The sequence below is a fragment of the Burkholderia territorii genome (assembly GCF_902833055.1).
Lineage (GTDB): Bacteria > Pseudomonadota > Gammaproteobacteria > Burkholderiales > Burkholderiaceae > Burkholderia > Burkholderia territorii.
Genome location: NZ_CADFEJ010000006.1, coordinates 148,375 through 174,373 on the forward strand (window position 1 = coordinate 148,375; position 25,999 = coordinate 174,373).

23 protein-coding genes are annotated in these 25,999 nt (G+C 61.3%); 7 read left to right on the forward strand and 16 right to left on the reverse strand.

Annotated elements, in window-relative coordinates:
* Positions 1-86: 86 nt before the first annotated feature.
* The 5 genes from HW466_RS14370 to HW466_RS14390 form a co-directional block, all read right to left on the reverse strand.
* Complete coding sequence (locus tag HW466_RS14370; protein WP_059503185.1) at positions 87-869, reverse strand: peptidylprolyl isomerase; 783 nt, start codon at positions 867-869, stop codon at positions 87-89.
* Between the two features lie 18 nt (positions 870-887).
* Positions 888-1,196, reverse strand: coding sequence for a BolA family protein (locus HW466_RS14375; RefSeq protein ID WP_059449946.1), 309 nt, complete (start codon positions 1,194-1,196; stop codon positions 888-890).
* 1 nt (position 1,197) lies between these two features.
* A complete protein-coding gene (locus tag HW466_RS14380; protein ID WP_059449945.1) occupies positions 1,198-1,728 on the reverse strand; it encodes a septation protein A in 531 nt (176 codons plus the stop codon).
* Between the two features lie 124 nt (positions 1,729-1,852).
* On the reverse strand, positions 1,853-2,284 hold the full coding sequence (gene msrB, locus HW466_RS14385; RefSeq protein ID WP_059449944.1) for a peptide-methionine (R)-S-oxide reductase MsrB: 432 nt from the start codon (positions 2,282-2,284) through the stop codon (positions 1,853-1,855).
* A 38-nt stretch (positions 2,285-2,322) separates the two neighbouring features.
* Complete coding sequence (locus tag HW466_RS14390; protein WP_151005134.1) at positions 2,323-3,891, reverse strand: protein adenylyltransferase SelO; 1,569 nt, start codon at positions 3,889-3,891, stop codon at positions 2,323-2,325.
* A gap of 164 nt (positions 3,892-4,055) precedes the next feature.
* Between HW466_RS14390 and HW466_RS14395 the strand changes: the two genes are divergently transcribed.
* The 5 genes from HW466_RS14395 (at position 4,056) to HW466_RS14415 (ending at position 11,566) form a co-directional block, all read left to right on the forward strand.
* Positions 4,056-5,699 carry a 3-(methylthio)propionyl-CoA ligase gene (locus HW466_RS14395; protein ID WP_151005132.1) on the forward strand — a complete coding sequence of 548 codons (1,644 nt, stop codon included), beginning with the start codon at positions 4,056-4,058 and terminating at the stop codon, positions 5,697-5,699.
* Between the two features lie 182 nt (positions 5,700-5,881).
* Positions 5,882-7,966, forward strand: coding sequence for a 3-hydroxyacyl-CoA dehydrogenase NAD-binding domain-containing protein (locus HW466_RS14400; protein WP_174905733.1), 2,085 nt, complete (start codon positions 5,882-5,884; stop codon positions 7,964-7,966).
* A gap of 43 nt (positions 7,967-8,009) precedes the next feature.
* Entirely contained in the window at positions 8,010-8,642 is a 633-nt protein-coding gene (gene pncA / locus HW466_RS14405; RefSeq protein WP_059449940.1) for a bifunctional nicotinamidase/pyrazinamidase, read from the forward strand.
* 49 nt (positions 8,643-8,691) lie between these two features.
* Positions 8,692-9,870 carry an acetyl-CoA C-acyltransferase gene (locus HW466_RS14410; protein WP_151003687.1) on the forward strand — a complete coding sequence of 393 codons (1,179 nt, stop codon included), beginning with the start codon at positions 8,692-8,694 and terminating at the stop codon, positions 9,868-9,870.
* A gap of 295 nt (positions 9,871-10,165) precedes the next feature.
* Entirely contained in the window at positions 10,166-11,566 is a 1,401-nt protein-coding gene (locus HW466_RS14415; protein ID WP_060348389.1) for a sensor domain-containing diguanylate cyclase, read from the forward strand.
* A 142-nt stretch (positions 11,567-11,708) separates the two neighbouring features.
* Here HW466_RS14415 and HW466_RS14420 read toward each other — a convergent pair whose 3' ends face one another.
* From HW466_RS14420 to HW466_RS14440, 5 genes are all read right to left on the reverse strand, one after another.
* Positions 11,709-13,850, reverse strand: a complete 2,142-nt coding sequence (locus tag HW466_RS14420; RefSeq protein WP_151003715.1) for a glucosidase family protein — start codon at positions 13,848-13,850, stop codon at positions 11,709-11,711.
* Between the two features lie 1,156 nt (positions 13,851-15,006).
* Positions 15,007-15,297, reverse strand: a complete 291-nt coding sequence (locus tag HW466_RS14425) for a hypothetical protein (protein WP_151003689.1) — start codon at positions 15,295-15,297, stop codon at positions 15,007-15,009.
* Between the two features lie 220 nt (positions 15,298-15,517).
* Positions 15,518-16,333: a hypothetical protein gene (locus HW466_RS14430; RefSeq protein ID WP_151003691.1), complete on the reverse strand. Its 816-nt coding sequence runs from the start codon at positions 16,331-16,333 to the stop codon at positions 15,518-15,520.
* A 312-nt stretch (positions 16,334-16,645) separates the two neighbouring features.
* Positions 16,646-17,389 carry an adenylate/guanylate cyclase domain-containing protein gene (locus HW466_RS14435; protein WP_151003694.1) on the reverse strand — a complete coding sequence of 248 codons (744 nt, stop codon included), beginning with the start codon at positions 17,387-17,389 and terminating at the stop codon, positions 16,646-16,648.
* 10 nt (positions 17,390-17,399) lie between these two features.
* The gene (locus tag HW466_RS14440; RefSeq protein WP_151003695.1) at positions 17,400-17,906 is read right to left on the reverse strand and encodes a Pycsar system effector family protein; all 507 of its coding nucleotides are present in this window, start codon (positions 17,904-17,906) and stop codon (positions 17,400-17,402) included.
* A 394-nt stretch (positions 17,907-18,300) separates the two neighbouring features.
* On the opposite strand from HW466_RS14440, the gene HW466_RS14445 reads away from it, so the two are divergent.
* Both HW466_RS14445 and HW466_RS14450 read left to right on the forward strand, forming a co-directional pair.
* The gene (locus HW466_RS14445; protein ID WP_151003697.1) at positions 18,301-18,711 is read left to right on the forward strand and encodes a hypothetical protein; all 411 of its coding nucleotides are present in this window, start codon (positions 18,301-18,303) and stop codon (positions 18,709-18,711) included.
* 92 nt (positions 18,712-18,803) lie between these two features.
* Positions 18,804-19,160: a beta/alpha barrel domain-containing protein gene (locus tag HW466_RS14450; protein ID WP_151003699.1), complete on the forward strand. Its 357-nt coding sequence runs from the start codon at positions 18,804-18,806 to the stop codon at positions 19,158-19,160.
* 502 nt (positions 19,161-19,662) lie between these two features.
* On the opposite strand, the gene HW466_RS14455 is transcribed toward HW466_RS14450, so the two are convergent.
* The 6 genes from HW466_RS14455 to istA form a co-directional block, all read right to left on the reverse strand.
* A complete protein-coding gene (locus HW466_RS14455; RefSeq protein ID WP_151003700.1) occupies positions 19,663-22,251 on the reverse strand; it encodes an HD domain-containing protein in 2,589 nt (862 codons plus the stop codon).
* Between the two features lie 469 nt (positions 22,252-22,720).
* Positions 22,721-22,924 carry a helix-turn-helix transcriptional regulator gene (locus tag HW466_RS32285; RefSeq protein WP_081712955.1) on the reverse strand — a complete coding sequence of 68 codons (204 nt, stop codon included), beginning with the start codon at positions 22,922-22,924 and terminating at the stop codon, positions 22,721-22,723.
* 14 nt (positions 22,925-22,938) lie between these two features.
* A complete protein-coding gene (locus HW466_RS14465) occupies positions 22,939-23,385 on the reverse strand; it encodes a hypothetical protein (RefSeq protein ID WP_174905732.1) in 447 nt (148 codons plus the stop codon).
* On the reverse strand, positions 23,382-23,519 hold the full coding sequence (locus HW466_RS14470; RefSeq protein WP_174905731.1) for a hypothetical protein: 138 nt from the start codon (positions 23,517-23,519) through the stop codon (positions 23,382-23,384). The genes HW466_RS14465 and HW466_RS14470 overlap by 4 nt, the downstream gene beginning before the upstream one ends.
* 123 nt (positions 23,520-23,642) lie before the next feature.
* Positions 23,643-24,452, reverse strand: a complete 810-nt coding sequence (gene istB / locus HW466_RS14475) for an IS21-like element helper ATPase IstB (protein WP_151003702.1) — start codon at positions 24,450-24,452, stop codon at positions 23,643-23,645.
* Entirely contained in the window at positions 24,442-25,920 is a 1,479-nt protein-coding gene (gene istA / locus HW466_RS14480) for an IS21 family transposase (protein ID WP_151003704.1), read from the reverse strand. Before istA ends, istB begins: the two co-directional genes overlap by 11 nt.
* Between the last annotated feature and the right edge of the window lie 79 nt (positions 25,921-25,999).

The window sequence follows — 25,999 nt, forward strand, 5'->3', positions numbered from 1 at the left end:
CCGCGTCGGCCGACCCGCCGCCCGCACGCGTGACAAAAAAAGGCCGCTCCTTGGAGCGGCCTTTGCATGGGCGACAAGCGCCGGCGTTACTGGATCTTCGCCTGCTGGCGCAGGCCTTCCTCGAACGCCTGCAGCTTCTGCTGCACGAGCTGCTGCGCGATCTGCGCCTTCACCTGGTCGAACGGCGGCGGGGCGATGTCGCGGACATCGTCGACACGGATGATGTGCCAGCCGAACTGCGTCTTCACCGGCGTGTCGGTCATCTGGCCTTTCTGGAGCTTCTGCGCGGCCGCCGCGAATTCCGGCACGTACGCCTTCGGATCGGACCAGTCGAGGTCGCCGCCGTTCTTGCCCGAACCCGGATCCTTCGAGTATTGCTTCGCCAGATCCTCGAACTTCGCGCCTGCCTTGATCTTCGCGATCAGGTCCTTCGCCTGCTGCTCGTTGTCGACGAGGATGTGGTGCAGGTGATACTCGCGGTTGCCGCCGGCACCCTTCACGAGTTCGTCATAGCGCGCCTTCACTTCCGCGTCGGTCGGCTGGTTCTTCTTCAGGAAGCTCTCGATCATCGAGCGCAGCACGACCGTCTGCTGCGCGACGGCGACCTGCGCCTTCACGTCCGGGCGGTTCGGGATGCCTTCACGGATCGCTTCCTGCATCAGGATTTCGCGATTGACGAGTTCCTGGCGCACGGCTTGTTGCAGCTGCGGGCTGTCGGTCTGGCCCTGCTGGACGAGCTGCGCGACCATCGCGTCGGCGCGCGACTTCGGAATCGGCGTGCCGTTGACGACGGCGATGTTCTGGGCGAATGCCGGTGCCGCTGCGAATGCAGCCGCCACGACCCACAGGCGGGGAGATTTCAGGATCATCGGGAATTCCTGTTGAGACTAGATTGAAGATTCGTTGAATTCTTCGGGCGTATAAGCCACGATCGCGAGCGCATGAATGCCGCGCTGCATCGCATCAGCGAGCGCATCATACACCAGCCGGTGCCGCGCGACGCGCGGCTTGCCCGCGAAGGCGGCCGACACGATCGTCACCGTGTAATGGCCGCCGGCGGCGGCGCCGGCGTGGCCCGCATGCTGGGCGCTGTCGTCGCGCACGTCGAGCGACAGCGGTGCGAGCGACGCGGTGAGGCGCGCCTCGATCAGCGCGATGCGCTCGTCGGGCGAGGCGTTGAGGAAAGCGTCGCTCATGTCATTCGTCCTTCAGATACTTCGTGAGCCACAGGCTTTGCAGGATGATGAACACGACCATCGCGCCCGTCGTGCCGAACAGCTTGAAGTTCACCCACTGCGATTCGGTGTAGTTGTGCACCACGTACAGGTTCGCGACGCCGAGCAGCGCGAAGAACAGCGCCCAGGCGACGTTCAGCTTGTCCCATACGGGGTGCGGCAGCGTGAGCTGCTTGCCCATCATCTTCTCGATCAGGTTGTTGCCGAACGCATAGCGTGCGGCGAGCAGCCCGATCGCAAACAGCCAGTACAGCACAGTCGGTTTCCATTGAATGAATTTCTCGTCATGCAGGACGAGGGTTGCGCCACCGAAGACGACGATCACGCCGAGACTGACCCACAGCATCGTGTCGACCTTCCGGTGCCGGAAGGCGACCCACGCGACCTGGGCCAGTGTCGCGGCGATCGCGACGGCGGTGGCGGTGAAGATGCCCCAGACCTTGAAGGCGGCGAAAAACAGGATGATCGGAAACAGATCGAACAGGAATTTCATGGCGCTCGCAGCTGCGTGAAAGGCCGCTTCGCGCGGCCTTTCACCGTTGTGGGGACCCGCCAGGCGCCACCGTCCGGGATCGGGGCAGCCGCGAAGGCTGTCCGACCGATCCGTCCGGCGCCGCTCATTCGTTTTCGGGTCGGGACTCGAAGTTTAACGCAGCCGAATTGATGCAGTACCGCAAACCGGTCTTGTCGCGCGGGCCGTCCTCGAACACGTGCCCGAGATGCGCGCCGCAATGGTTGCAGCGCACCTCGACGCGCACCATGCCGTGCGAGCGGTCGATCTTCTCGTCGATCACCTCGCCGTTGAGCGGCTTGAAGTAGCTGGGCCAGCCGCAGCCCGAGTGGAACTTGGCGCCGGATTCGAACAGCGGCGTGCTGCAGACGACGCATTTGTAGATGCCGGCGTCCTCGGTGTCCGTGTACTCGCCGGTGAACGCGCGCTCGGTCGCCGCATGCTGCGTGACTTCGTATTGAAGCGGCGTGAGCCGGCGGCGCAGTTCGGCGTCGTCCTTCTGATACGGGTAGGTCTTGTCGTCGGAATCGTGTGACATGTGGATGTTCTCCTGATCGGTCGGTCGGGCCGTGCGGGTCACGACGAGCAGCTCACTTCGAGCGACCCGGCCCAGTCGGGCGGCAATGCCGCATACGCTTCGTGTTCCGGCTGTTCGTCGAACGGCCTGCGCAGCACCTGTGCGAGTCGCTCGACTTCGGAAAAATCCTTTTCCTTCGCGCGCCGGATCGCGACTTCTGCCAGATGGTTGCGCAGCACGTATTTCGGGTTCACGCGATTCATCGCGGCCGCGCGGGCGGCATCGTCGCGTGTTTCCTCGGACAGCCGCGCGCGATAGAGGTTCGCCCATGCGTCGAAGGCGTCGCGATCGATGAAGAGATCGCGCACCGGCGCGTCGCGGCTCGCATCGTGTTTCGACAATTGCGCGAGACGGCGGAACGTCAGCGTGAAGTCCGCATGGCTCGCGTGCATCGTTTCGAGCAGCTTGTTCGCGAGCTCGGCGTCGTTTTCGCGCTCGAGCTCGAGGCCGAGCTTCGCGCGCATCGCTCGCTCGAGCGCGGGGCCGAAGCGCTCGGGAAACTTCGCGAGCACGGCCTGCGCGTCGTCGACCGCGCGCTCGGCGCGCGCATCGTCGTCGGCGATCCCGTGCTGCAGCCCGATCAGCGGCAGCAGCGCCTGCGCGAGGCAGTAACAGTTCCAGTGCGCGATGCGCGGCTGCATCCGGTACGCATAGCGGCCGCTCGTGTCGGAGTGGTTGCAGATGTGATTCGCGTCGAACGCGTCGACGAAGCCGAACGGGCCGTAGTCGATCGTCATGCCGAGGATCGACATGTTGTCGGTGTTCATCACGCCGTGGCAGAAGCCGACCGCCTGCCACTGCGCGACGAGGTCGGCGGTGCGCAGCGTCGCGGCCTCGAGCAGCGCGAGGTACGGATCGTCGGCGTCGCGGCATGCCGGATAGAAACGGTCGATCACGTGATCGGCGAGCTGGCGCAGCAGGTCCGGGCGATCGTTCGAGAAAAAATGCTCGAAGTGGCCGAAGCGCACGAAGCTCTCCGAAACGCGCGTGACGACGGCAGACGTTTCGATCTCCTCGCGCACCACCGGCTGGTCGGAACCGACCACCGTGAGCGCGCGGGTGGTCGGAATGCCGAGGTGATGCATGGCTTCCGAACACAGGAACTCGCGAATCGACGAACGCAGCACCGCGCGGCCGTCGCCCATCCGCGAATACGGCGTGCGGCCGCCGCCCTTGATCTGCAGTTCGTAGCGCCGGCCGTCGGTGCCGGGGAGCTCGCCGATCGTCAGCGCGCGGCCGTCGCCGAGCTGGCCGGCCCACACGCCGAACTGGTGGCCGGAATACACCGATGCATACGGCATTGCGCTCGCGGGCCAGTCGCGCGTCGGATTGCCGGCAAACAGCTCGGCGAATCCGGACTGCTGATCGAGCGACGCCGGCAGGCCGAGCAGGTGCGCGACTTCGTCGGAAAAGCCGACGACATACGGCGCGGGCAGCGGCGCGGCCGGCAAACGCGTATGAAACGCGTCGCCGAGCGTGACGAACGCGCCGTCGGCCGGCGCGCCGAGCGTCGCGGCGAGGTCGGGGAGGGTGTCAGCCGTAGCGGCTGCGCTTCGGGAAAACGACATGTTGAGCGCCTCTGGGTAAGCCGATATTGTAAGGCGGCGCCGCGCCGCCCGCATGGCGGCTCGCGCGCCTGGCGCCAGGCCTGTCCGGGCCGTGGACGGGCTGCAGGCTGGCGCACCGCTTCGAGGCTGGTCACCGATTCGCGTCCTTCCGGGAGAACAAGACGATGGGTAAGCCGTTGCTGGGCCAGATGATGGACATGCCGTTGCTGGTGTCGTCGCTGATCGCGCATGCCGCGCGTTACGCGGGCGATACGGAGATCGTGTCGAGGCGCGTGGAAGGCGACCTGCATCGCTACACGTACCGCGACTGCGAGCAGCGTGCGAAGCGGCTCGCGCAGGCGCTCGCGCGGCTCGGCGTCGAATCGGGCGACCGCGTCGGCACGCTGGCCTGGAACGGCTACCGGCATCTGGAGGCGTACTACGGAATCGGCGGGATGGGCGCCGTGTGCCATACGATCAACCCGCGCCTCTTTCCCGAGCAGATCGCCTACATCGTCAATCACGCGGAAGACCGCTACGTCTGCTTCGACATCAATTTCGCGCCGCTGGTCGATGTGATCGCACCGCAGTGTCCGCACGTGAAGGGCTGGATCGCGATGACGGACGCCGCGCATTTGCCGTCCGGCACGACACCGTTCCTGTGCTACGAAACGCTCGTCGACGCCGAGGACGGCCGCTACGACTGGCCGCGTCTCGACGAGCAGCAGGCGTGCGGCCTGTGCTACACGTCGGGCACGACCGGCAATCCGAAGGGCGTGCTGTATTCGCATCGCTCGACGGTGCTGCACGCATACGGCGCCGCGCTGCCCGACGCGATGAACCTGTCGGCGCTCGACGCCGTGCTGCCCGTCGTGCCGATGTTTCACGTGAATGCGTGGGGGCTGCCGTATTCGGTGCCGCTCACGGGCGGCAAGCTCGTGCTGCCAGGCAAGGATCTCGACGGCAAATCGCTGTACGAGCTGATGGAGGCCGAACGCGTGACGTTCTCCGCGGGCGTGCCGACCGTGTGGCTCGGGCTGCTGAACTACATGCGCGAGGCCGGCGTCCGCTTCTCGACGCTGAACCGCACGGTGATCGGCGGCTCCGCGTGTCCGCCCGCGATGCTGCGCACGTTCGAGGACGAATACGGCGTGCGCGTGATCCACGCGTGGGGGATGACCGAACTCTCGCCGCTCGGCACGCTCGCGAAGCTGAACTGGGCGCAATCGCAGCGGCCGCTCGACGTGCAGCGCCGGTTGCTGGAGAAGCAGGGCCGCGTGATCTGCGGTGTCGACATGCGGATCGTCGGCGCCGACGGCAACGAATTGCCGTGGGACGGCGTCGCGTTCGGCGAGCTGCAGGTGCGCGGGCCATGGGTGATCGACCGCTACTTCGGCAGCGATACGTCGCCGCTTGCCGACGGCTGGTTCCCGACCGGCGACGTCGCGACGATCGATCCCGACGGCTTCCTGCAGATCACCGATCGCAGCAAGGACGTGATCAAGTCCGGCGGCGAGTGGATCAGCTCGATCGACATCGAGAACGTCGCGATCGCGCACCCGGGCGTCGCGGAAGCTGCCTGCATTGCCTGCGCACACCCGAAGTGGACCGAGCGCCCGCTGCTCGTCGTCGTCCCGCGCGAGGGGGCGAACCTGACGCGCGACGCGCTGCTTGCGTTCTACGAGGGCAAGGTCGCGAAGTGGTGGGTGCCCGACGACGTCGTGTTCGTCGAATCGCTGCCGCACACCGCGACCGGCAAGCTTCAGAAGCTGAAGCTGCGCGAAACGTTCCGCGACTACGTGCTGCCGACAGCAGTCGGCGAGTCGTAAGTTGCGGCTGGCGACGGCCAGCCGCGCGGTCTGCCCGATCCGGCCCCGGATCGGGAAAAAATCAAATTGAACGACCGTGCTTTTTCGTTGTATGCTGCCTCCGTTCGATCCGGACATGCGGCCGTTCGACCGCGCACAATGAAGCGCAGCCACCCCGGCGCGCGATGCATGGAGGCAGGCAGATGGCAGTGGATTACTCGACTCGCGACGGCGTGGCCGTCATCACGCTCAACAATCCGCCCGTCAACGGGCTTGGCCTGTCGACACGCCAGGGCGTCATGGACGCGCTCGATCGCGCGGCGCAGGATCCGTCGGTCACGGCGATCGTGCTGACCGGCGCGGGCCGCGCGTTCTCCGGCGGCGCCGACATCACCGAATTCAATACCCCGAAGGCCCTGCAGGAACCGACGCTGCACACCGTGATCCGCTCGGTGGAGGCGAGCGCGAAGCCGGTCGTCGCGGCGCTGCACAGCGTCGTGATGGGCGGCGGCCTGGAACTCGCGCTGGGCGCGCACTATCGCATCGCGGCGCCCGGCGCCCAGGTCGCGCTGCCCGAAGTGAAGCTCGGCCTGCTGCCGGGCGCGGGCGGCACGCAACGCCTGCCGCGTGCGGTGGGCCTCGAAACCGCGCTGAACATGATCGTGTCGGGCGCGCCGGTGCCGTCGGAGCAGCTCGCGACGAGCGGGCTGTTCGATGAAATGGCCGACGGCGACCTGCTCGACGCGGCCGTTGCGTTCGCGCGCAAGGTCGGCGCGCGGCAGGGGCCGCATCCGCGCGTGCGCGATCGCAAGATCGTCCACGAGAACGCGGCGGGCTTCATCCAGTTCGCGCGCAATTCCGCGCGGGCCGCCGCGCCGAATTTCCCGGCGCCGCACAAGTGCATCGATGCGATCGAGGCCGGCGTGCTGAACGGCTTCGAGAAGGGCAGCGTCGCCGAGCGCGACGGTTTCGTCGCGCTGATGATGACGCCGGAAAGCCGCGCGCTGCGGCATGCGTTCTTCGGCGAGCGCGCGGCGAGCAAGATTCCCGACGTGCCGGCCGATACGCCGGTGCGCGAGATCCGCCGCGTCGGCGTGATCGGCGCGGGCACGATGGGCGGCGGGATCGCGATGAACTTCATCAACGCGGGCCTGCCCGTCACGCTGCTCGAGACGAAGCAGGACGCGCTCGACCGCGGGCTCGCCACGATCCGCAAGAACTACGACGCGCAAGTGAAGAAGGGCAAGCTCACGCAGCAGAAGCTCGACGCGCGCATGGCGCTGATCACGCCGACGCTGTCCTACGACGACCTGAAGGATGCGGACCTGATCGTCGAGGCCGTGTTCGAGGAGCTCGGCGTGAAGGAGCAGGTGTTCGGCCAGCTCGATGCGGTGGCGAAACCCGGCGCGATCCTCGCATCGAACACGTCCACGCTCGACATCGACAAGATCGCCGCATTCACGAAGCGGCCGCAGGACGTGGTCGGCATGCACTTCTTCAGCCCCGCCAACGTGATGAAGCTGCTCGAGGTCGTGCGCGGCGCGCACACCGCGAAGGACGTGCTCGCCACCGTGATGGCGGTGGCCAAGAAGATCCGCAAGACGGCGGTCGTGTCGGGCGTGTGCGACGGCTTCATCGGCAACCGGATGATCGAGCAGTACATTCGCCAGGCACTCTTCATGCTCGAGGAAGGCGCGCTGCCCGCGCAGGTCGATCGCGCGATCGAGAAGTTCGGCTTCGCGATGGGCCCGTTCCGGATGAGCGACCTCGCCGGCAACGACATCGGCTGGGCGATTCGCAAGCGCCGCTATGTCGAGCAGCCCGATCTGCATTACTCGAAGATCGCCGATCGTCTGTGCGAACAGGGCCGCTTCGGCCAGAAGACGGGCGGCGGCTGGTACGACTACGTGCCGGGTGAGCGCAAGGCGAAGCCGTCGGCGCTCGTGGACGAGATGGTCGTCGCGTATTCGAAGGAGCGCGGCATCGAGCGGCGCAAGATCGGCGACGACGAGATCGTCGAGCGGCTCGTGTACGCGCTGGTCAACGAAGGCGCGAAGATCCTCGAGGAGAAGATCGCGTCGAAGGCGTCCGACATCGACATGGTGTATCTGACCGGCTACGGCTTCCCGCTGTGGCGCGGCGGCCCGATGCTGTATGCGGACATGGTCGGCCTCTACAACGTCGAGCGCGCGATCCGCCGTTATGCGGCCGCGCCGAACGGCGACGCGTGGCAGCTCGCGCCGTCGATCGTCGAACTGGCCAGGGCCGGCCGCGGATTCAACGGCTGACGCCGCCCGCGACGGCGCGGCGAGGCCTGCAAGGAGAAACGCAATGAAACGCACCGACGACGTGTTGCTCGTGATCGACGTGCAGAACGACTTCATGCCGGGCGGCGCACTCGCGGTGCCGGACGGCGACGCGGTCGTGCCGGTGATCAACGCGCTCGCGCGACGCTTCGACCAGGTCGTGCTGACGCAGGACTGGCACCCGCGCGAGCACGTCTCGTTCGCGGCGAATCACCCGGGGCGCGAGCCGTTCTCGACGCTCGCGCTGCCGTACGGCGAGCAGGTGCTGTGGCCCGTGCATTGCGTGCAGGACACCGAAGGCGCGGCGCTGCATCGCGACCTCGACATCCCGCATGCGAGGCTCGTGATCCGCAAGGGCGGCGACGCGCAGGTCGACAGCTATTCCGCGTTCGTCGAAGCCGACCGCACGACGCGCACGGGGCTCGCCGGATATTTGCGCGAGCTTGGCGCGAAGCGCGTGTGGTGTTGCGGGCTCGCGACCGACTATTGCGTTGCGTGGTCGGCGCTCGATGCGCGCGCGGCCGGCTTCGAAGCGGCCGTGATCAACGATGCGTGCCGTGCGATCGACCTGAACGGGTCGCTCGCGCACGCATGGCAGCAGATGCAGGCGGCGGGCGTCGCACACGTGACGTCCGCGGGCGCGCGCCCGACGGCGTAGCGCATTCCCATCCGATTCAGGACATGAAGCAGGACCGAAGGAGACTCGCATGACCGAAGCCGTAATCGTATCGACCGCCCGCACGCCGCTCGCGAAGTCGTGGCGTGGCGCATTCAACATGACGCACGGCGCGACGCTCGGCGGCCACGTGGTCGCGGCCGCGCTCGAACGCGCGAAGCTCGACCCCGCGCGCATCGAGGACGTGATCATGGGCTGCGCAAACCCCGAAGGCGCGACCGGCGCGAACATCGCACGGCAGATCGCGCTGCGCGCGGGGCTGCCGGTGAGCGTGCCGGGGATGACGGTGAACCGTTTCTGTTCGTCAGGACTGCAGACCATCGCGCTCGCCGCGCAACGGATCATCGCGGGCGAGGGCGACGTGTACGTCGCCGGCGGCGTCGAATCGATCTCGTGCGTGCAGAACGAGATGAACCGGCACATGATCCAGGAGAGCTGGCTCGTCGAGCACAAGCCCGAGATCTACTGGAACATGCTGCAGACGGCGGAAAACGTCGCGAAGCGCTACGGGATCGCGAAGGAGCGGCAGGACGAGTACGGCGTGCAGTCGCAACTGCGCGCCGCGGCCGCGCAGGAAGCGGGCCGCTTCGCCGACGAGATCGTGCCGATCACCGTTCGTGCGGGCATTGCCGACAAGGCGACGGGCCGGCTGTCCACGCAGGAGGTGACGGTATCGGCCGACGAAGGCATCCGGCCCGACACGACGCTCGATGGCGTGTCGAAGATCCGTTCGGCCGTGCCGGGCGGCGTGATTACCGCGGGCAACGCGAGCCAGTTCTCCGACGGCGCGTCGGCGTGCGTCGTGATGAACGCCGATGTTGCCCAGCGCGAAGGGCTGCAGCCGCTCGGCGTGTTCCGCGGTTTCGCGGTGGCCGGCTGCGAGCCGGACGAGATGGGCATCGGCCCGGTGTTCGCGGTGCCGAAGCTGCTGAAGCAGGCCGGGCTGAAGGTCGACGACATCGGCCTGTGGGAGCTCAACGAAGCGTTCGCGGTACAGGTGCTGTACTGCCGCGATACGATCGGGATTCCTGACGAGCGCCTGAACGTGAACGGCGGGGCGATCGCGGTCGGTCACCCGTACGGCGTGTCGGGGGCGCGCCTGACGGGTCATGCGCTGATCGAAGGCAAGCGGCGCGGCGTGAAGTACGTGGTCGTCACGATGTGCATCGGCGGCGGGCAGGGCGCCGCCGGGTTGTTCGAAATCGTCTGACTTTTTTGCCCGCCGACGGCCACCGCCCGCATTGACCCAAGCGGCGGCCGTCGCTTGCGATTCGAAAGGATCGGGAGGCAAACGGCGCCGGTTCGATGCTGCCGTTTCCCCTTACTTGTCAAACGAATTGCCGCACCTATACTTGCTCTGACATTTGCCTTTCGGCGGGATGGGGCAACGCGTGCGTCGTACCGGCGTACGTGATGCGTTTCCGGTAGCCGGCGCAGTGGATGCATGCGCGCACATTTGGCGCCGTAAACGTTCGAACCACGCAGCAGACCGAACGGGGACCGAATTGAGCACGACCTATGCAGCCGGGGAACCGCCGCGCGTCGTCACCGCGGCCGCGAGGCTCTATGCGAGATGCCTGCTGGTCGGCTTCGCATTGCTGCCCGCCTATCTGATCGCCTATCTGTGGCTCTTCAGCGACCCGCACGTCGTGTTCGAGAGCCACGCCTTCCATGAAATCGCCATCGCCGCCGCGACCCTCGAAGGCGCATTCGTCACCTATGTGACGTGGGTGTGCTACCGATCGTCCGGCGAACCGCTGCTGCGCTGGCTGACGCTCGGCTTCCTGGGCTTCGCGATGATCTATGCGCTGCACGGTGTCTTCACCGGCATGGCGCACCACAACATCTGGCTGTTCCTGCTGTACGGGCCTGCGTCGCGCCTCGTGATGTCGATCCTGCTGCTGACGGGCCTGCTGTCGTATTCGCAGCCGCCCGATCGCGTCGAGAAGCGTACGCGCGTGCGAACGTGGCTGCCGTGGATCGTGTCGTTCCTCGTCATCAACGTGGCGGTCGCCTACATCGCGTATTCGCCGGTCGCGGGCGCGCTGGGCACGCGATTGTCGATGGAAGGCGGCGCGCTGGTGTTTTCGCTGCTCAACGTCGGCCTGCTGCTGGCGCGGCGCATCCGATCGCCGTTGATGGTGATCTACGGGATGTCGATCATGGCATTCGCGCTGTCGTCGCTCGCGTTCATCCTCGGCAAGCCCTGGAACCACATGTGGTGGCTTGCGCATGCGATCTTCGCGGGCGGGTTCTTCCTGCTCAGCTACGGTGTCGTGCAGGCGCTGCAGACGACGCGTTCGTTCTCGGCGATCTACAGTCAGCAAGACCTGATGAGCCGGCTGTCGGAATCGATGGCGCGCACCGAGAGTGCGCTGCAGGAGTTGCGGCGCACGAACCAGAAGCTCGAATACATGGCCGCGACCGATCCGATGACGGGCGCGTCCAACCGCCGTCAGTTCATCGCGCAGGTCGAGCGCGAGATCGTGCGCGCGGAGCGCGACGGCACGCCGTTTTGCCTGCTCGCGCTCGATCTCGACAACTTCAAGAACATCAACGACGCGTATGGACACCAGATCGGCGACGAGGTGCTGCGCGGCGTCGTGCGCCAGTGTCTCGAGGCCATTCGTCCGGCCGGTGCGCTCGCGCGGGTCGGCGGCGAGGAGTTCATGGCGCTGTTGCCCGAGATGCCGCTCGAAGGCGCGCGCATGACGGCCGAGCGCGTGCGTTCGTCGATCGCGAGTTCGCCGTTCGGGCTGGATTTCAAGCGCGTGCAGGTGACGGTCAGCGTCGGCGTTGCGCAGTACGGCGTCGATGGAAGCACGGTCGATGCGTTGCTGCGGGCGGTCGATGAACGGCTGTATCAGGCGAAGCGCGACGGACGCAATCGCGTGGTCGCGCATTGACGCGCGGCGGCCGCGCGTTGTGACCATGTGGCGCGCAGTCGTCACGCAATAGCGCGACGCGCGCGCTGTGTCCGTCTCGCATATACCGCAATGAAGCCCCGCACGAGCATGAGCGCGCGGGGCTTTCCTCTCACCGCACCGGCTATCGCGACGCGATCGCCGCCGCATGTTGCGGCTGCGTGTCCTGCATCCGCTGCGACGCTTGCCACCAGTACTTGCCCGCGCGCAGCTGCGGATCGCGAATCGCGAGATACGTCGTACTCCAAAGCTGTGCCGCGTTGGCCTCGGTCGCATCCGCGCTGCGGGTGCCGAATGCATCGGTCTGGTACTGACCGTTCACGTACGACCAGGTCCACATCTCCGACGTGCGCATGTCGCGTCCGTTCGAAATCACCTGCCAGATCTTCTGCCGTGCCTGCGTCAGCAGCGTGCGCGTCGTGTCCGACAGATCCTGGCGCGCGAGCTGGCGGTCGAGCCCGGCGACCCACATCGCCTGCTGCCATGACCAGATGACCGTGCCGTGATAGGCGGAACTGGTGAACTTGGGCCAGAGCGCCTGGTTCGCATACGCGGGGTTCGCGATCAGCATCCCGACATCGGTGACGAGCCCGGTCGGGAACGGCCGCGTGACGTCGGTGACGATCCGCTGGAGCTGGTCGTCCGGCGGTGTGCCGAACAGCAGCGCGAAGCCGCCGTCGGAATTCATCACCGGGATCGGCGTGCCTTGCTCGTCGAGCGACAGCGCGTAGAACGTCAGCGGCGCGCTCGGCGCGGTACCGGCCGGCACACCGGCAGACGGCGCATAGGCCGAGACGTCGGCCGCCGCCTGCGCGGCCGGCACGCTTACCTGGAACAGCGGCGGCGCCTGCTGCTCCCAGGTGGCCGCTTCGGTGGCCGTGTTCGCGAGCGTTGCGCGTTGGCCGGCGTCCAGATAAGGATCGAGCAGGCCGCGCGCGAGGAACGCATTCGCCGCACGCAGCGCGGCCGGCACGAGCACCGCATTCACGTCGTACGGATAGACGCCGCCGCCGAGCCCGTCGGTGCTGTCGCGCCAGTTGCCGACGATCTCGCCGGGCCGCAGGTGGATCAGGTTCGCGACCGACGGCTGCTGTGCAAACGGCTGCGCGGTCGCCGCGACGTGCAGCAGGTTGACGACGAGCCGGCTGCCGTTCGTCTGGCCGTCGGCGCCGCGTTGCGCGAGATAGGCGGCCGCGCGCGCCTGGCCGCGCGTGTCGTCGATCAGCCAGGCTGCCGCGATCGGCGCGAGCAGGTAGTCGCTGTCGATCATCTTGTAATCGTAGGTCGGCGTTGCATCGTTCGGGCGGCCGTGCTTCGCGTTGTCGACCAGCGCGAATTCACCGATGTCTTCCTCGTGCGCGACCTTGCCGTCGTTCGACAGGCGACTCAGCACCGACGTCAGGCCGGCCTCGATCGCCGCAGGCTCGAGCACCGGCATCAGCATGCGCACCGAGATCAGCGTGTCGCGGCCGAAGTAGGTGTCGTATTGCCACGAGCCGGCCAGCAGCTTGTCGTGGAAGCTCAGGAATTCGAGCACGTTCTGGCTGACCGGGTCGGGATTCACGGACGGCGCGAGCAGGTCCGCGCGCAGGATCGGCGACAACGGCGTCTCGCCCGACAGCGCGTCGACGTGCAGTTTCAGCGTACGTGCGCCGGCCGCCGCGCGCAGCACGAGCTTGCCGCCCGCGGCGGTCGCGATGCTGCCGCCGTCGCGCAGCGTGATGCGCAGCATCTGGCCAGGCGCGCCGTCGATCCGGTCGCGCTGCCACTGCACGGCGCTACCCTGGATCGTCGGGGCGGTGACGATCTCCGGCGGAATCGTCGCGCCGCCGTTGAAATCGCGCAGGAAGCGCACGCTACCGAGCAGGCCCTGGCGGATCGTCAGCGTGTCGGTGTCGACCGAGACGTCGGCGCCGATGCCGTAGAGCGGACGACCGTGCGTATCGGGCGCCGACAGCGGGGACGGCGACGTGTCGAGGTTCCAGTTCACCGGCTGGGCGGTGTCGTCGAACCACATCCCGGTGCCGCTGTTGCCGGCCGGGAACACCACGAGCAGACGCGGTTTCGTCGACGAGCGCACCAGCAGGTGCGCGGCGACCTTGTCCTGCCGGTAGAACGCGTTGATCTGCCCGCCGGTGTCCATGCGGAACGACAGTGCGGCGCTGTTCGACGGCGTGCTGCTCGACTGGACGTCGTCGTCGTTGCAGGCGGAAAGCAGGCCGGCGCAGACGAATCCGAGACACAGCGATTTCGTGAAGCGGTGCATGTTCATGACGACCCTCCTGATGAATGTATTTTTATCGGAATGCTCGAACGGAGCGGGTGATTCGATCGCTTTTGTGTTGTGTCGCGGGCATTCTGAAAATGCCCTGGATTAATCGTGACGTGACGCACGGCGGCGAATTGAACGGCTTTTAATCGAATGCCGATCAATGCCGAAAATTGAACGTAAAAGGACGCGCCGCCCGTTGTGATGCGGGTGCAGTCAGTGCAGAACGCGCTTCGTGCAGACGAGGGGCGACGTTCGTGCGGTGCTGAAAATCAAGATGAAATATGGTGTATGCGATTCTAAATTTCGATGAAAGCCGAAGTCAATGATGTCTTGCCGGGTTTTGAATATCCAATTCTTCGTTAATCGTAATTATTACCCGGCGGATCGGTAAAACCTGCGAATATTAAAATATCAATGACGAATCCGGATAGCGAGCGATCGAATGGTTCGTGATAGCGCTTCAATTGGCCAAGGGTCCAGCAATACGCGTTCCTGCCAGTCGGCCGGGGACTAGATGGCGTTGCGTCCGAACAGCAATCAATACGGCCTGTCCGTTGCGTGATCGCACATCGGCGTCATCAAGTTTGGTAGGCTTGGTGGCTGCCGCCGTTTCCCCGGATCGCGTCGTCGAATATCGATGCAGTGAAAAATCGCGTATCGTCGTCGGAACGACTGGACGACGGTCGATATTCGGCTTGTTTCGTCCCGGCTCGCCCGCACCCGCGGGTAACAGCGGAGACCGACCACACACACGGCGCGACGCCCGCTGCGCTTGCGGCGCGCCGGCGGCGCGCACGCCAACGAACAGGAGCAACGGAAGTGATCAGACATATCGTCATGTGGAAGCTGCATTGGCCGTCGTGACAATAAACTATTGATTGTTAAATGGTTTGGTAACGGAGGAGGTGTTTGATACCCCCTCTGATACCCTCTTTTTCACGTGCTGGGACAACTGGCCGCAGCGCGACCTTGGACAATGAGCCATTCCGTGGGATTCGTCGCCATCCCGGGCGGTGGTTCTTGATGGCGATGGACAGCTACCGGCCAACATCGGACGGTCGACGTTCCTATGAGAATTGTCGACAATTTCGATATTGCGAAGACGGCTACAGAGGGGGGGCGATCCCCTTGGAGGCGGTGTGCGTCGTGATTAAGGCTGCTGCGCAGTGAACCGCGCATGCAGTGACCAGTAATGTGCGCACTTCTCATCCATGTCGGCCCACGCGGTGACCAGCGCCGCGCGATGCGCCTCGGAGTACCGATTAAATTGCGCCTGGGCCTCGTCCAGCGTATGGCCAGTCTTGCGCAGTGAGGTAATGAGTGATTGGCGGCTCGCTGAGAGCTGGCCCCAATTGAGCTGCTCAAGACGAGACTTCTCTTCCGCAACCTCCCACGCTTCAAGTGCTTGGTCCAGCTGCTCCTTCGTTACCGTTGCCGTCATACCGATCTCTTGCTGTAATGTGATTGATGTTACGCGTAGGGTAGCGAGTTCTAGCACGGCTCAGCAGCAGCCAAGCATTGAACGAGCCAGAGGCTGCGTCTTGCAAAGAAAGCGCCGCTCCAATGCTCTTCTTGCACCCCGACCGCAAGTTCGGCACAGGCGGGTGCCATGCCGGCCCATACGGCCCAGCGCGCAAACGCGGAATTTTCCAGTGCGCGGATCACTTGCGCCGCACTGCCGACGGTGCGCCAGCCCAGGCGCCCGAGTCGCGATCAACTCCGGGAACGTAGGGGTGCTTCAGGAAGGGTACACGCGAGACGATTGTCGTATGTTCGATGATCTTCCTGAGCTGAGCGTTCATCCATTCGCCGACCACGTTGATATTGCGCCGCTCGTCACGCGACCAGTCGGGAAATTCCGGGAAGATGCCCTTGAAATTGTCCCAGCGCGAGGGCGGTTCGTAGTTCTTGCGCGAAATGAACGTGTCCATGTGCCAGGTCGCACCGCCATCGGAAATTGAGCCCACAAAGAGGCCGTCGCGTACCGGCACCGCGCACTGCTGCCATTGCTCACGCACACCAACCGTCATGAGGGGGATCGCACTGCCAAAGGCTTGGCTTAGGTGCTCGTGCATATCCTCGAAGCTCCGGCTTGCAGTGCGCTGCATGCAGCGCTCGATGGCGTGCCGCGACATCCTTAGCGGCTCATAGAACATGTACCGCTTCTCGATGAGCCGCATCACCAGGTGCAGCCAGTGAAATCCCGCTTCAACATTGCCCGCGACAATGGAGGCAATGAGCGTGGATTCACCCTCCTGCACCGCGACGTAGCCGGTCATGCCTATCGCTTCGAGCGGCAGCAGAACGTGATCGATCGCGTAGTGCTCCAAGGCCCTGCGCTCCAGGCCGGCGGGCGGTGGCGGTACAGCCTCGATGAGGCGCTGAATTTCTTGCTTGAAGCGAGCGGGATCGAGATCCGATCTGTTGCTCAGGCTGGTTTCGGTGATGCTTCTTGCGACGCGTCTATCGGTCAGCATGCGCGTTTCCAGTCGCCATGTGCGCGTTCGTAAGTGTTAATCGACATGAACAGGTCTCCCGTTGTCCATTAGGGAAGGAGAATTCTGAGGTTGTGACGATGCAGCCAACTGCGATCGCGGTGGGGTGACAGGGCTGCACGGGGTTAGGAGCGCCTCCTTGAGCAATAAATGGACCGCAAATGTGCCACAAACGGGCGGCAGACGGTTCACATGTGGGCATCGTTGAGTCCGCAACGTCAATCCACCGTTTATAACTGCCGTTCTCCCGTCAAGAAGGGCAACATGGACCACAACGTGAAGGTTTTCGACTTGCTATATGAGGTGGATTCGTGACTGAGTTGACGCTTCGCTCGGTAACCGTCTGCTGTACCTGGTCCGGTAGTGCGTCCTCCCTGTGTTGTTGTATGGACCCTCCCACATGAATTCATTCGCAGATCCGAGTTTTGAAACGTTGGACTTGAGAAGTGAGAATGCGTTTTCCGTAATTCGAGTCGAAAAATCATTATCAAGCCCAGAAAAACTATTCAGCTTTGCTGCATAATTTGCTGCTGGGCCGACCCAAGTAAGTTCCCCTGCGTTCCTGACGCCAACTTTAACGGCGAGGACGGACCCGCTATCGATTCCTACGGTATGTTTCATCTGGCGATGGGTTGTGCCGTATTGGGCGAGGAAAGTTGGATTAATTATTTCATGTACTGCGTAATTCAATTCAAGGGCGGTTGATACTGCATCGTCCGCCTGGAGTTCCCCGATGTATACACCCATTACTCGATCGCCATCGTAAGCTTGAATGTTTCCGTTGTGCCTGCGAATGAGTTGTGACGCGCAATGTAGGAAGGCCTTGTAGTACTCGGCCGCCAAAATATCCGCAATCGAATCGACCATCTGTGTTGAGCCAGCGAGATCCGCGTATAACACGGTCACGTTAAGCCGCGAGCCGGAATTTCCAAAAGTTAGAGTCGTTTCGTCTGGGATGGCTGTCGCGTTCGGAATTCCGTTCCAGGACATTTGTACGAGATCTTGCACCTTCGATTGCAGGTCTTCTTTGATGCCCACTGTTGTCCCCTCAAGGCTTAACAAAATAGCAAAGCGCGATTAGCCAAGCGATGACCGATCCGAAAGACCAAGTCATCGCGTGCCGGACGCAGTTATGCTTTTCATTAGCAATTCTCGCGTTCGTATGAATTTGGCGAGCCCAGTCGCCGATCAGATCAGCTTCGCTCGCGGTCAGTAGGGCATTCGCGTATTCGTCGGCATTTACATCCGCAATTCGGCCGAAAAACAATAGGGATTGTTTGGGACCATTCAGACGAGGAAAGGTCGCAAGGGCAGCACAGATCACCGCGATAATGAGCCCGATGCCTGCAAGTGTGGCGAAAACCTCCCCGGCTAGGGTTTTGTGGGCGGCGCCGCTGAATGCTGCCGCGAGGCCGCCGAGCAAAGCGAGATCGATGCTCACCACAACGCCAACTTTCACGTCTGCGGCTGCGATCCACGCTAGTTGCCGTTCAAAAACCCACTGCGCGGTTGCGAGCTTTTCTCTCGTTGGGGGCGTGATTTCCAAGCGGTCCACGGGCGTCCTCGGTGTGCACAACGGGGTACTCCGGCACAAAATCCGGCCGGCAAAGGGATTGCATCCCGCAAATCATACAGCCAGCGAAATCATCCGAGTAATCTGGCGGCCCAAATTGCGCATCAACGCTGTCTGCCCCTAATTGTGAGGGCAAGGGGAGACGGTGTGGGCACAATTGCAGCGCTGGGGGCAGTAACCGGCCACTATGAGACATTCGGCCCGGTCATCGAGGTCGTTGACAACTAGGTCAAAGATTGCGCAGCAATCTCATGTGCGCTGGATCTTACGATGTGGAAACGGTGATCGTAGCGAAACAGTGCGAACCCCGCTTAGCCAGGACTCGATCACAACGCCTTCGACATATGCTACGCTGAGCCTAAAAAAGGAACAACACATGCCCAATATTTTTGCGTTGCAGGGTCCGGGAAACTGTGGCAAGTCGAGCACCCTCGTTCATCTGTATCAAACTCTTCAAACTAAGTATCCAGCAGCCACTATCCAAACGGTCCACACTGGGCCACGCGATATCGCAGTCATCATGCGTGGAGTCAATGGTTTGGTGATAGGCATCGAGAGTCAAGGTGACCCAAACTCACGACTACCGCAAAGCCTATCCACATTCGTCGCGGCAAAGTGCGACATCATTTTCTGTGCCTGTCGCACCAGCGGAATGACTGTTGGGTGGATCAATTCCTTATCTACCATATTCAGCATTCACTTTGTCACGCAAGTTCGTGTCGCAAATAATTATGGCGCTTCGAATGCAGCCATGGCTGCAATGCTCATGCGGCAGGCCGGCATTTAAGCACAACTCTGTTTCTGGTTATTGGAGAATTGTCGTAGGGAGTTGTCTCGTAATGCTCAGTTGTAGTTTTTCACTGAAAATGGACGAAAATCATGAGTGTCGAAGTGCGCACCAGTGAAGAACTGAAAGCTGCTATGGAGAGCGGATCGACTGAGATCATCGTACTCGAAGGCAGCTTGGCCACACAGTTAAAAGCCGTGAAATACATCAAGTCTATCGGGCCTATCGCCGTTTCAGGCGTTGTTGCAGCCGTGCCATTAATAATCGGGGCTGGTGGATTTGGAGGCGTTGCTACAGCCGCGGTTGCGCCAGGGGCTGCGTGGGCAACCTCTGCCATTGTTGCTTTGTGTATTGCCATTGGCGGAACAATTGCAATCAGCTTATTCCCTGATTGGGACTACGTTGAGCTTCCATTTGGAATCAAATTCAAACGAAAGCTGCGGGATTGACTATTTCACCGGCACATGTGACAGGAGCTAACGAAGACTACAACGTCTTTTGCGGGTGAGAATCGACAGCGCAATATGCCGTCGCCCGGTGACCGTTTCGGGTGAGAGATGCGCCGCTCGGACGTCGCCGGCTCGCCGGAGCGGCACGACAGCATCGTATGGCGCAGTTCGGCCAACCTCGGACATTTCGCTTAGTCATTGTACGGACGCTCGGGCGTCGGCTTATTCGCCGAAAGCGGCCCCATGCCATGCGGCGGTTTGTCGCCGCGCACCAATTGGACATGTGAACCCAATTCGCTTCCCAATTTATCGGATCAGCACAAGTGACAGCTCGGTGAGCGGCAATCTCTTTGATAAGTAAGCCGATAGTCGCTCAATTTAAACATCGAGCGACCATGATTTCCTTACAGGCGACAGACAGTCGGCAACATCAGCTACCTTGCACTCACAGATAGCGGAGGCTTATCCTTGAAAAGGCGAAAGTCTCACTCAACTCCGACCTTCATGTTGCGGTTACTGAAAGCAGTTGCAGCGAACCAGGAAATATGGACTTATATTCCGTTTCACGAACTTCCCATTTAGGGGATTTGTTTCTTGAAACAATCGCCCTAAACAGGCAACCTATAATGCTATTTTTATCTTTTGGCTCGTCACCCTCGAAATCCAAATTGCAAAATTGAGAATTAACAACAGGTCGAATGAGAGCAATCCCGTTAACATATTGAACGGAATGGTAAGCATCCGCGTGCTGCATTATTTCAGACTTCAATATACCGACCGGTTTAGATTCAGCCAACTCTGCAAGCTGGTCAAAGCTTACAAAAGCATGGACACCTTCAACCGAAATCAGAATGCGCGCAAAATCTATAGGATCACAGCCAAAACTACCGAGGTGGGCCGCAACTACAGAGCGCTCACTATCGTTCGCGCCTTCATTTTGCAAGATATCTAACTGCTCCAAGGCCCAAGAACGCAATGTCTCAGTGGACGCCTCGAACTGGCTCGCTTCTCGCTTCGCCGACAAAGGCTTGCAGTCCATAAATCCAATAAACGACTCTGAATATCCATTTTCAAGCGACGTTGGCATTCCACCGACTGTCTGCCTCCCGAGTAACATCATTCCGAAATTCGACGTGGTTGCTAGCGCAGCAAACCCAATCAAACGCTCGCCCACGTTGATTGGACGCATGCGATGATAATTTTGGTCAATATACTGTTTCGGCGCGGTATCGCCACGTATGGCTAAAAAGCAGTTCCGACTTAGAATTTGACGTGCTGCCTCGGTAGTTACGGATGAGCCAGCATGAACCCGCGAGGGTTGGCCGTCATTGACGGCAACGGCAACAGGAACATCCAATCCGATCACGAGGGCAGCAATGAAATCCGGTAATGGACATGAAAATTCCTGCAACCCCATGTAGCCCGGTTTGACCTGAATCTGCGAATCCGTTGAAAGCAGTTTGGGGTTGATTCGCACACTCACTTTTGTCGACGTTTTCGACGAAAGGGTCCGGGACCGTCCGTGACGAAGAATTGGGCGTAAAGAGACGCCCGAAGCAAATACGAGAGTGTTTGCGTCATCTAATCCCTTATCCCATCCCCGGCTGGCCACTTCGACCGAGTCTCCGAGCATGAAGACTGAATAGAAGCCAATTCCAAATCGACCTATCGATCGGAACGCTGATGATCGAAGACCTGGAAATTCACTTTGAAGCAGCGATGATTTCCAGAAGCTGTTCCCGAAATCCAGCAAAGGCCCTGTCATTACGGCGCGCGACATGCCAATGCCATTGTCCTCGACCGAGATCCATTTTTCTTGATTGATCTCCGATAAGCTAACTACAATTTCACCCTCGAAACCTGGGTCAACAAAAGTCCGCGCCACAATGGCATCTCTCGCATTCTGTATCATCTCCCGAAGCGTTATGCCAAGTACATGCGCTGGCGAACCCTTGCCATAGAGCATCTCACCACCCAACTCTTTGACTAGCGACTCGACATTACTGACGTGTGGTTTTGCGTTACATGGCGTCCACCCTTCGACTCTCAGATATTTAGTGAGCTCCACGGTCGATGCTGCACCTTTGACTCGCTTAACTGCGAACTCGGGTGAAGAAGCACGATTACGTAGACGGAGTAACTCGTTTGAAGAATCAATTTCCTGAGCCACAACCCAAACGGCGTCATATGCAACCCACCAGGCTGCAGCATCGGCTTCTTTGAAAGGGCGACTCGAGGTGTACAACACTGTCGCCCTAGAAGGGTCGCCGGCGTCAAGCGAAGGGCCCATCATTCTATTCTGGGCCTTCCAGTGGTCTAATGAAACGCCCTGCCTCTTGATAAGTGCATACAAGAACAAGGGGGCGCGTCCTTGATTGATGTGGGCCGCGTCGGCACATCGCAAGAGACACGCAACTTTAACGGGATCTACAGACCATTCAGCCGGGAGAGAAAACGGGGCATTGAATTGATCCCCAAGGGCGACGGTGAGTTCAGCCAGATCCCAATGATGACTTGCCGCAATCTTGCCCGCTAAGGAACCGATTTCTGTGCGCAACTGGATATCGTCGATAAGATATATCTCTTGACTCGTGTCTGGATGCGTCCACTTCAGATCAGGTAAATTCTTGGCTTGATGGGCGTGCAGGGCTCGCAGAGCCGAAAAGTCCGCAGCTTTCTCGCGCATCTCGTCCGGCATGTCGGGCCACGCATCACATTCATGTGCATATGCGTCTTTCCACTCAATAGAATCTCGAACCCCATCTCGGCCGAGCTCGTATGCTTGCCAGCACATCGCTGAGTCATGGAAGAGAATTGACAAGCCAAAAACAAAGGCTTCCAATGGATTCAATGGATATGAACTACCCGCGATTATATCGGCAGTTTCCCAGAGTGCGTCAAGATGAGAGATATCGTGGACGGTGAGGCCCGGCAATACATGAGCAATCCGTTCGACAATAGGCGCAACTTTGTCTCGACAAGCCATATAGGCTGCGCGTAGACGTGTACGTTGTGGTTCAAAGGGGTCGTCTTGAACGGGCGCAAGTGACATTTTCCACAAGCTTGTTTTTTTAAAATTCTCCTCTGCCATCTGGTTCCTCGAAGCAATGAGTAAGTATTTTGTCGTAGTACGCAGGAACTAATGCTCGGGCATCCCAGCTCGAGTCATATATGTCCAAGACGTCGATCTTAGTTGAAGATTACGCTGTCTACCCATCTGGAAGATTACCAGCTTTCTGAACAGCACCGAACAGTCAAGTTTTCGGTGGCAGGCTCTCGGTGACCCGTGCTTTGACGGGGGGAGGCGCACTGGTTTGCGTAAATGCAAAGCGAGGTAGTGCGAGACTGGCAGTCGTTGAAATAACAAAGTTCGAACGCCGGAGTAGTGCTAATCTCCGCCGCCTATAGAGACCGCCGCTATCGGCCCCAAAGCGGTCACAACACTAACGTCTGCTTGAGGGGCCGGTCCGGGTCGATCACGGCCCTTCATGAGGCCGTATCCAAGTAAGTTTAGACCTGATCCGGCGCTGGCTGAGAGATCAGGTCTAGACCTGGACATGTTATTGGGCGGTGGATGTTTCGCGCGACGTGATGGAACGGATCCATGCTTGTACCTCTGTCTCTGCCCATAGTGAGAGATTGCGAACTCGTCGTGGTCTCGGGAAACTGCCTTCCTTCATCATGGCGTAAATCGTCGTCTTGCCCAAGCCGACCATGTCGAGAACGGTCGGAAGTCGCAACAGTCGTTCAGTCGTGGTGCTCACTGCATTGTTCCTCGTTATTTGGTCACGGGCTGAGTTGCTCGGGCGAGCTGCATGAGTCCCGTTTCAAGCGTGATCGCGGCGGTAGCAGCCCAAGTGCGTGCGTCCTGCGCCGCCTTGTGGCGAGCGAACGATCCGATCTCGTCGGCCATCAGGTCCAGTAGCTCGACGTCGGCCGCATGCGAGATCTCGGTGATCAACGCGCGGATCTCGATGCGAAGGGAGTCGAGGCGCGTGAGCCTGCCTTGGCGGGTCTCCGCCAGGGATTCGTTCGTCTGAATAGGTTTGCGCCGCGCGAGCGGCGCTTCGTCCTTCTGGATCGCATGTGCGGGCGTTAGCCCGTTGCAGTCGGACTGCATCGAAGTACCGTTGACGCTTGCCAGTGCGATAGCCGGGCGCTTCTTTGCGTGTTCCCGCTTTCGCGGCAGCGGACGTTGGGTAGAAGGGGCCGGGCGCGCGGTCAATTCGCGGCTCCGGTCGGGAACGGCCATGCGGATGCGGGGTCGAGGCCGGGCTTCACCTTCTGCGTCGGGAATGAAGAAGCGAGCAGCGCGCTGTTCGACTTGATCCGCTGCTTATGCTCGATGGCCGTCAACACGTCCGTGAGGTCTGGGCGCTCGCCTTTGGCAGTGGCCGTTGAGAACTCGATCTGTTGATGTTCACCAGAAACTGACCCACTTTTTTCATCTAAAACTGACCCACCCCTCAAACATCAGAAACGCTACTTTGATGCGTCAATCTCTTCGTCTTCAGCGGGTTTGCTTGTTGTTTTTCTCGGGGCAGCCCGCTTTGTGGGCTGCCCCGCCGTGCTGTTCTTGAAGCGCCACGAATCATTCCCCGTTTCGACTATGTGGCAGTGGTGCGTTAGGCGATCGAGTAGGGCCGTCGTCATCTTCGCTTCGCCAAAGACGTTCGACCACTCGGTAAAGCTCAGATTCGTCGTCACGATGATGCTCGTCCTCTCGTATAGCTTCGAGAACAGATGGAAGAGCAAGGCACCACCGGTTTGCGTGAAGGGCAGATAGCCGAGCTCGTCGAGGATCACGGCGTCAACGTACATCAGTCGATTCGCGATCTGTCCCGCTTTGCCCGCTGCTTTTTCGAGCTCTAGCTGATTGACCAGCTCAACGGTCGTAAAGAAGCGGACACGCTTGGCGTGTTGCTGCACGGCCTCAATACCAAACGCTGTCGCAAGGTGTGTCTTGCCAGTGCCAGGCCCACCAATAAAGACGATGTTCTGCGCCGATTCGCAGAACTTGATCGTGTGCAGTTCGCGCACCAGACTTTCATCAACGTTCGACTGGTTGAAGTCGAAGTTGGCGATGTCTCGGTGAGCCGGGAACCGCGCAGCGGTCATTTGATAGTTGATCGAGCGGACTGCTCGCTCGGCGATCTCTGCTTTCAACAACGCCTGCATAAATGCCTCCGGCGCAAAGTCGTTGTGTCTCGCCTGAGCCAGCAGTTCCGGCCACGTTTGAGCCATTCCGTGCAGCTTTAACGCCCGTAGTTGGGCGGCAGTTTCATTCGACATGACCATCCTCCTCGTTCGGACGTGGACGGAGCCGTTCATAGCGGTGAACGTCAGCCAATGGCTCGATCTGTAAAGTCAGAGCGGTCTTGACCTTCTCGCCCTTGCCGGGCGGTGGAGATTTCAGTCGAGCAAGGATGTTCAATACGTGTTCCCCGCTGGGGCGTCCTGACTCTAGTGCCAGCTCAACCGCAACCAGCACGGCGTCGAGGCCATGAATCGGGGTTGCGGCCAACACTTGAACCATTACGCGATCGCCACCTTCTTGCCGCAGGAGGTGACGCTGCAGGCGCAGCATCGGCTCGGGCATGGTTAGGAACGGCGCACCGTTCCTCAACGCACCGGGTTTCCGCGTTACCAAATTGACGTCGTAGAACGTCTGGTAGCGGTCAAAGCTGCGAGTATGTCGGGCGATTTCCGCGCCATCTGCCACGATGCTCAGGAAGGCCGGGTAGATACGCAAGCTGACGACATGGTTCGCGTACTCGGTCGGGACGCTGTAGCGATTGCGTTGGAAGTGGATCAGGCTAGTTGCTGACACTCGCACCGGCTGTTCGATGTAGCCGTCGAAGGGCTTGGGGTTTTGCATCAACCGCGGCTGTTCGTCTTGTAGCGCTTCTGCCACGGTCAGCTCAGGCCATTGAGGATGCCTCAGTTCATGCCATGCCTGACGGCAGCGCTCCGCGAGCCATATATTAAGCACGTCGAGTGACTCCCAACGCATCCGGATCGCCTCATGCCAGATTTGGCGGCGCCGATCCTGAACGTTTTTCTCGACGACTCCTTTCTCCCAGCCAGCGGCCCGGTTGCAGAATTCCGGCTCGAACAGGTAGTGATTGCGCATCGCATGGAAGCGGGCGTTGATGGCCCGCTCCTTGCCGGGGCCAACTTTGTCGACAGCAGTTTTCATGTTGTCGTAAATGCCGCGACGCGGCACCCCGCCGAACGCCACGAAGGCGCGAGCATGCGCATCGAACAACATTTCATGACTTTGGGTGTGGTACCCAACCAGCCAGAATGCCCGGCTTGCAGCGAGCTTCACATGCGCTACTTCGAGACGCCGGCGCAGCCCACTAATGAAGACGTATTCGCAGCTCCAGTCAAACTGGAACGCGTCCCCATATTCGAACGACATAGGCACGAACGCACCGCGCTGCGGACCTTCGTCCCGTTCCTGTTTCCAGCTCCGCACGAATGCACAGACGCGTTGATAGCTTCCGTCGTAGCCAGCGGCGCGCAACTCCTCATACATCTGCGTTGCTGTCCGCCGATCCCGCTTCGGCCGGCGTGAATCAGCAATCAGCCATTGACGCAGTTGCTCTGCCCACGCATCGATGACGCTCTTGCTGGCACGCTTCGGATACTTTGGCTCGCCCGTGGAAGGCTCTCGAAGCCATCGTCGGATCGTGTTTCTGGACAGCCCGGTACGTCGAGAAATGTCCCGAAGAGGGACGCCATCGCGGAAGTGCATCCGCCGGATGCAACATGCTCACCGTAACCACTCCGGTTCTCCTGCTTGGCGTCCCAAGCAGGCATTCGAACATGTGGGT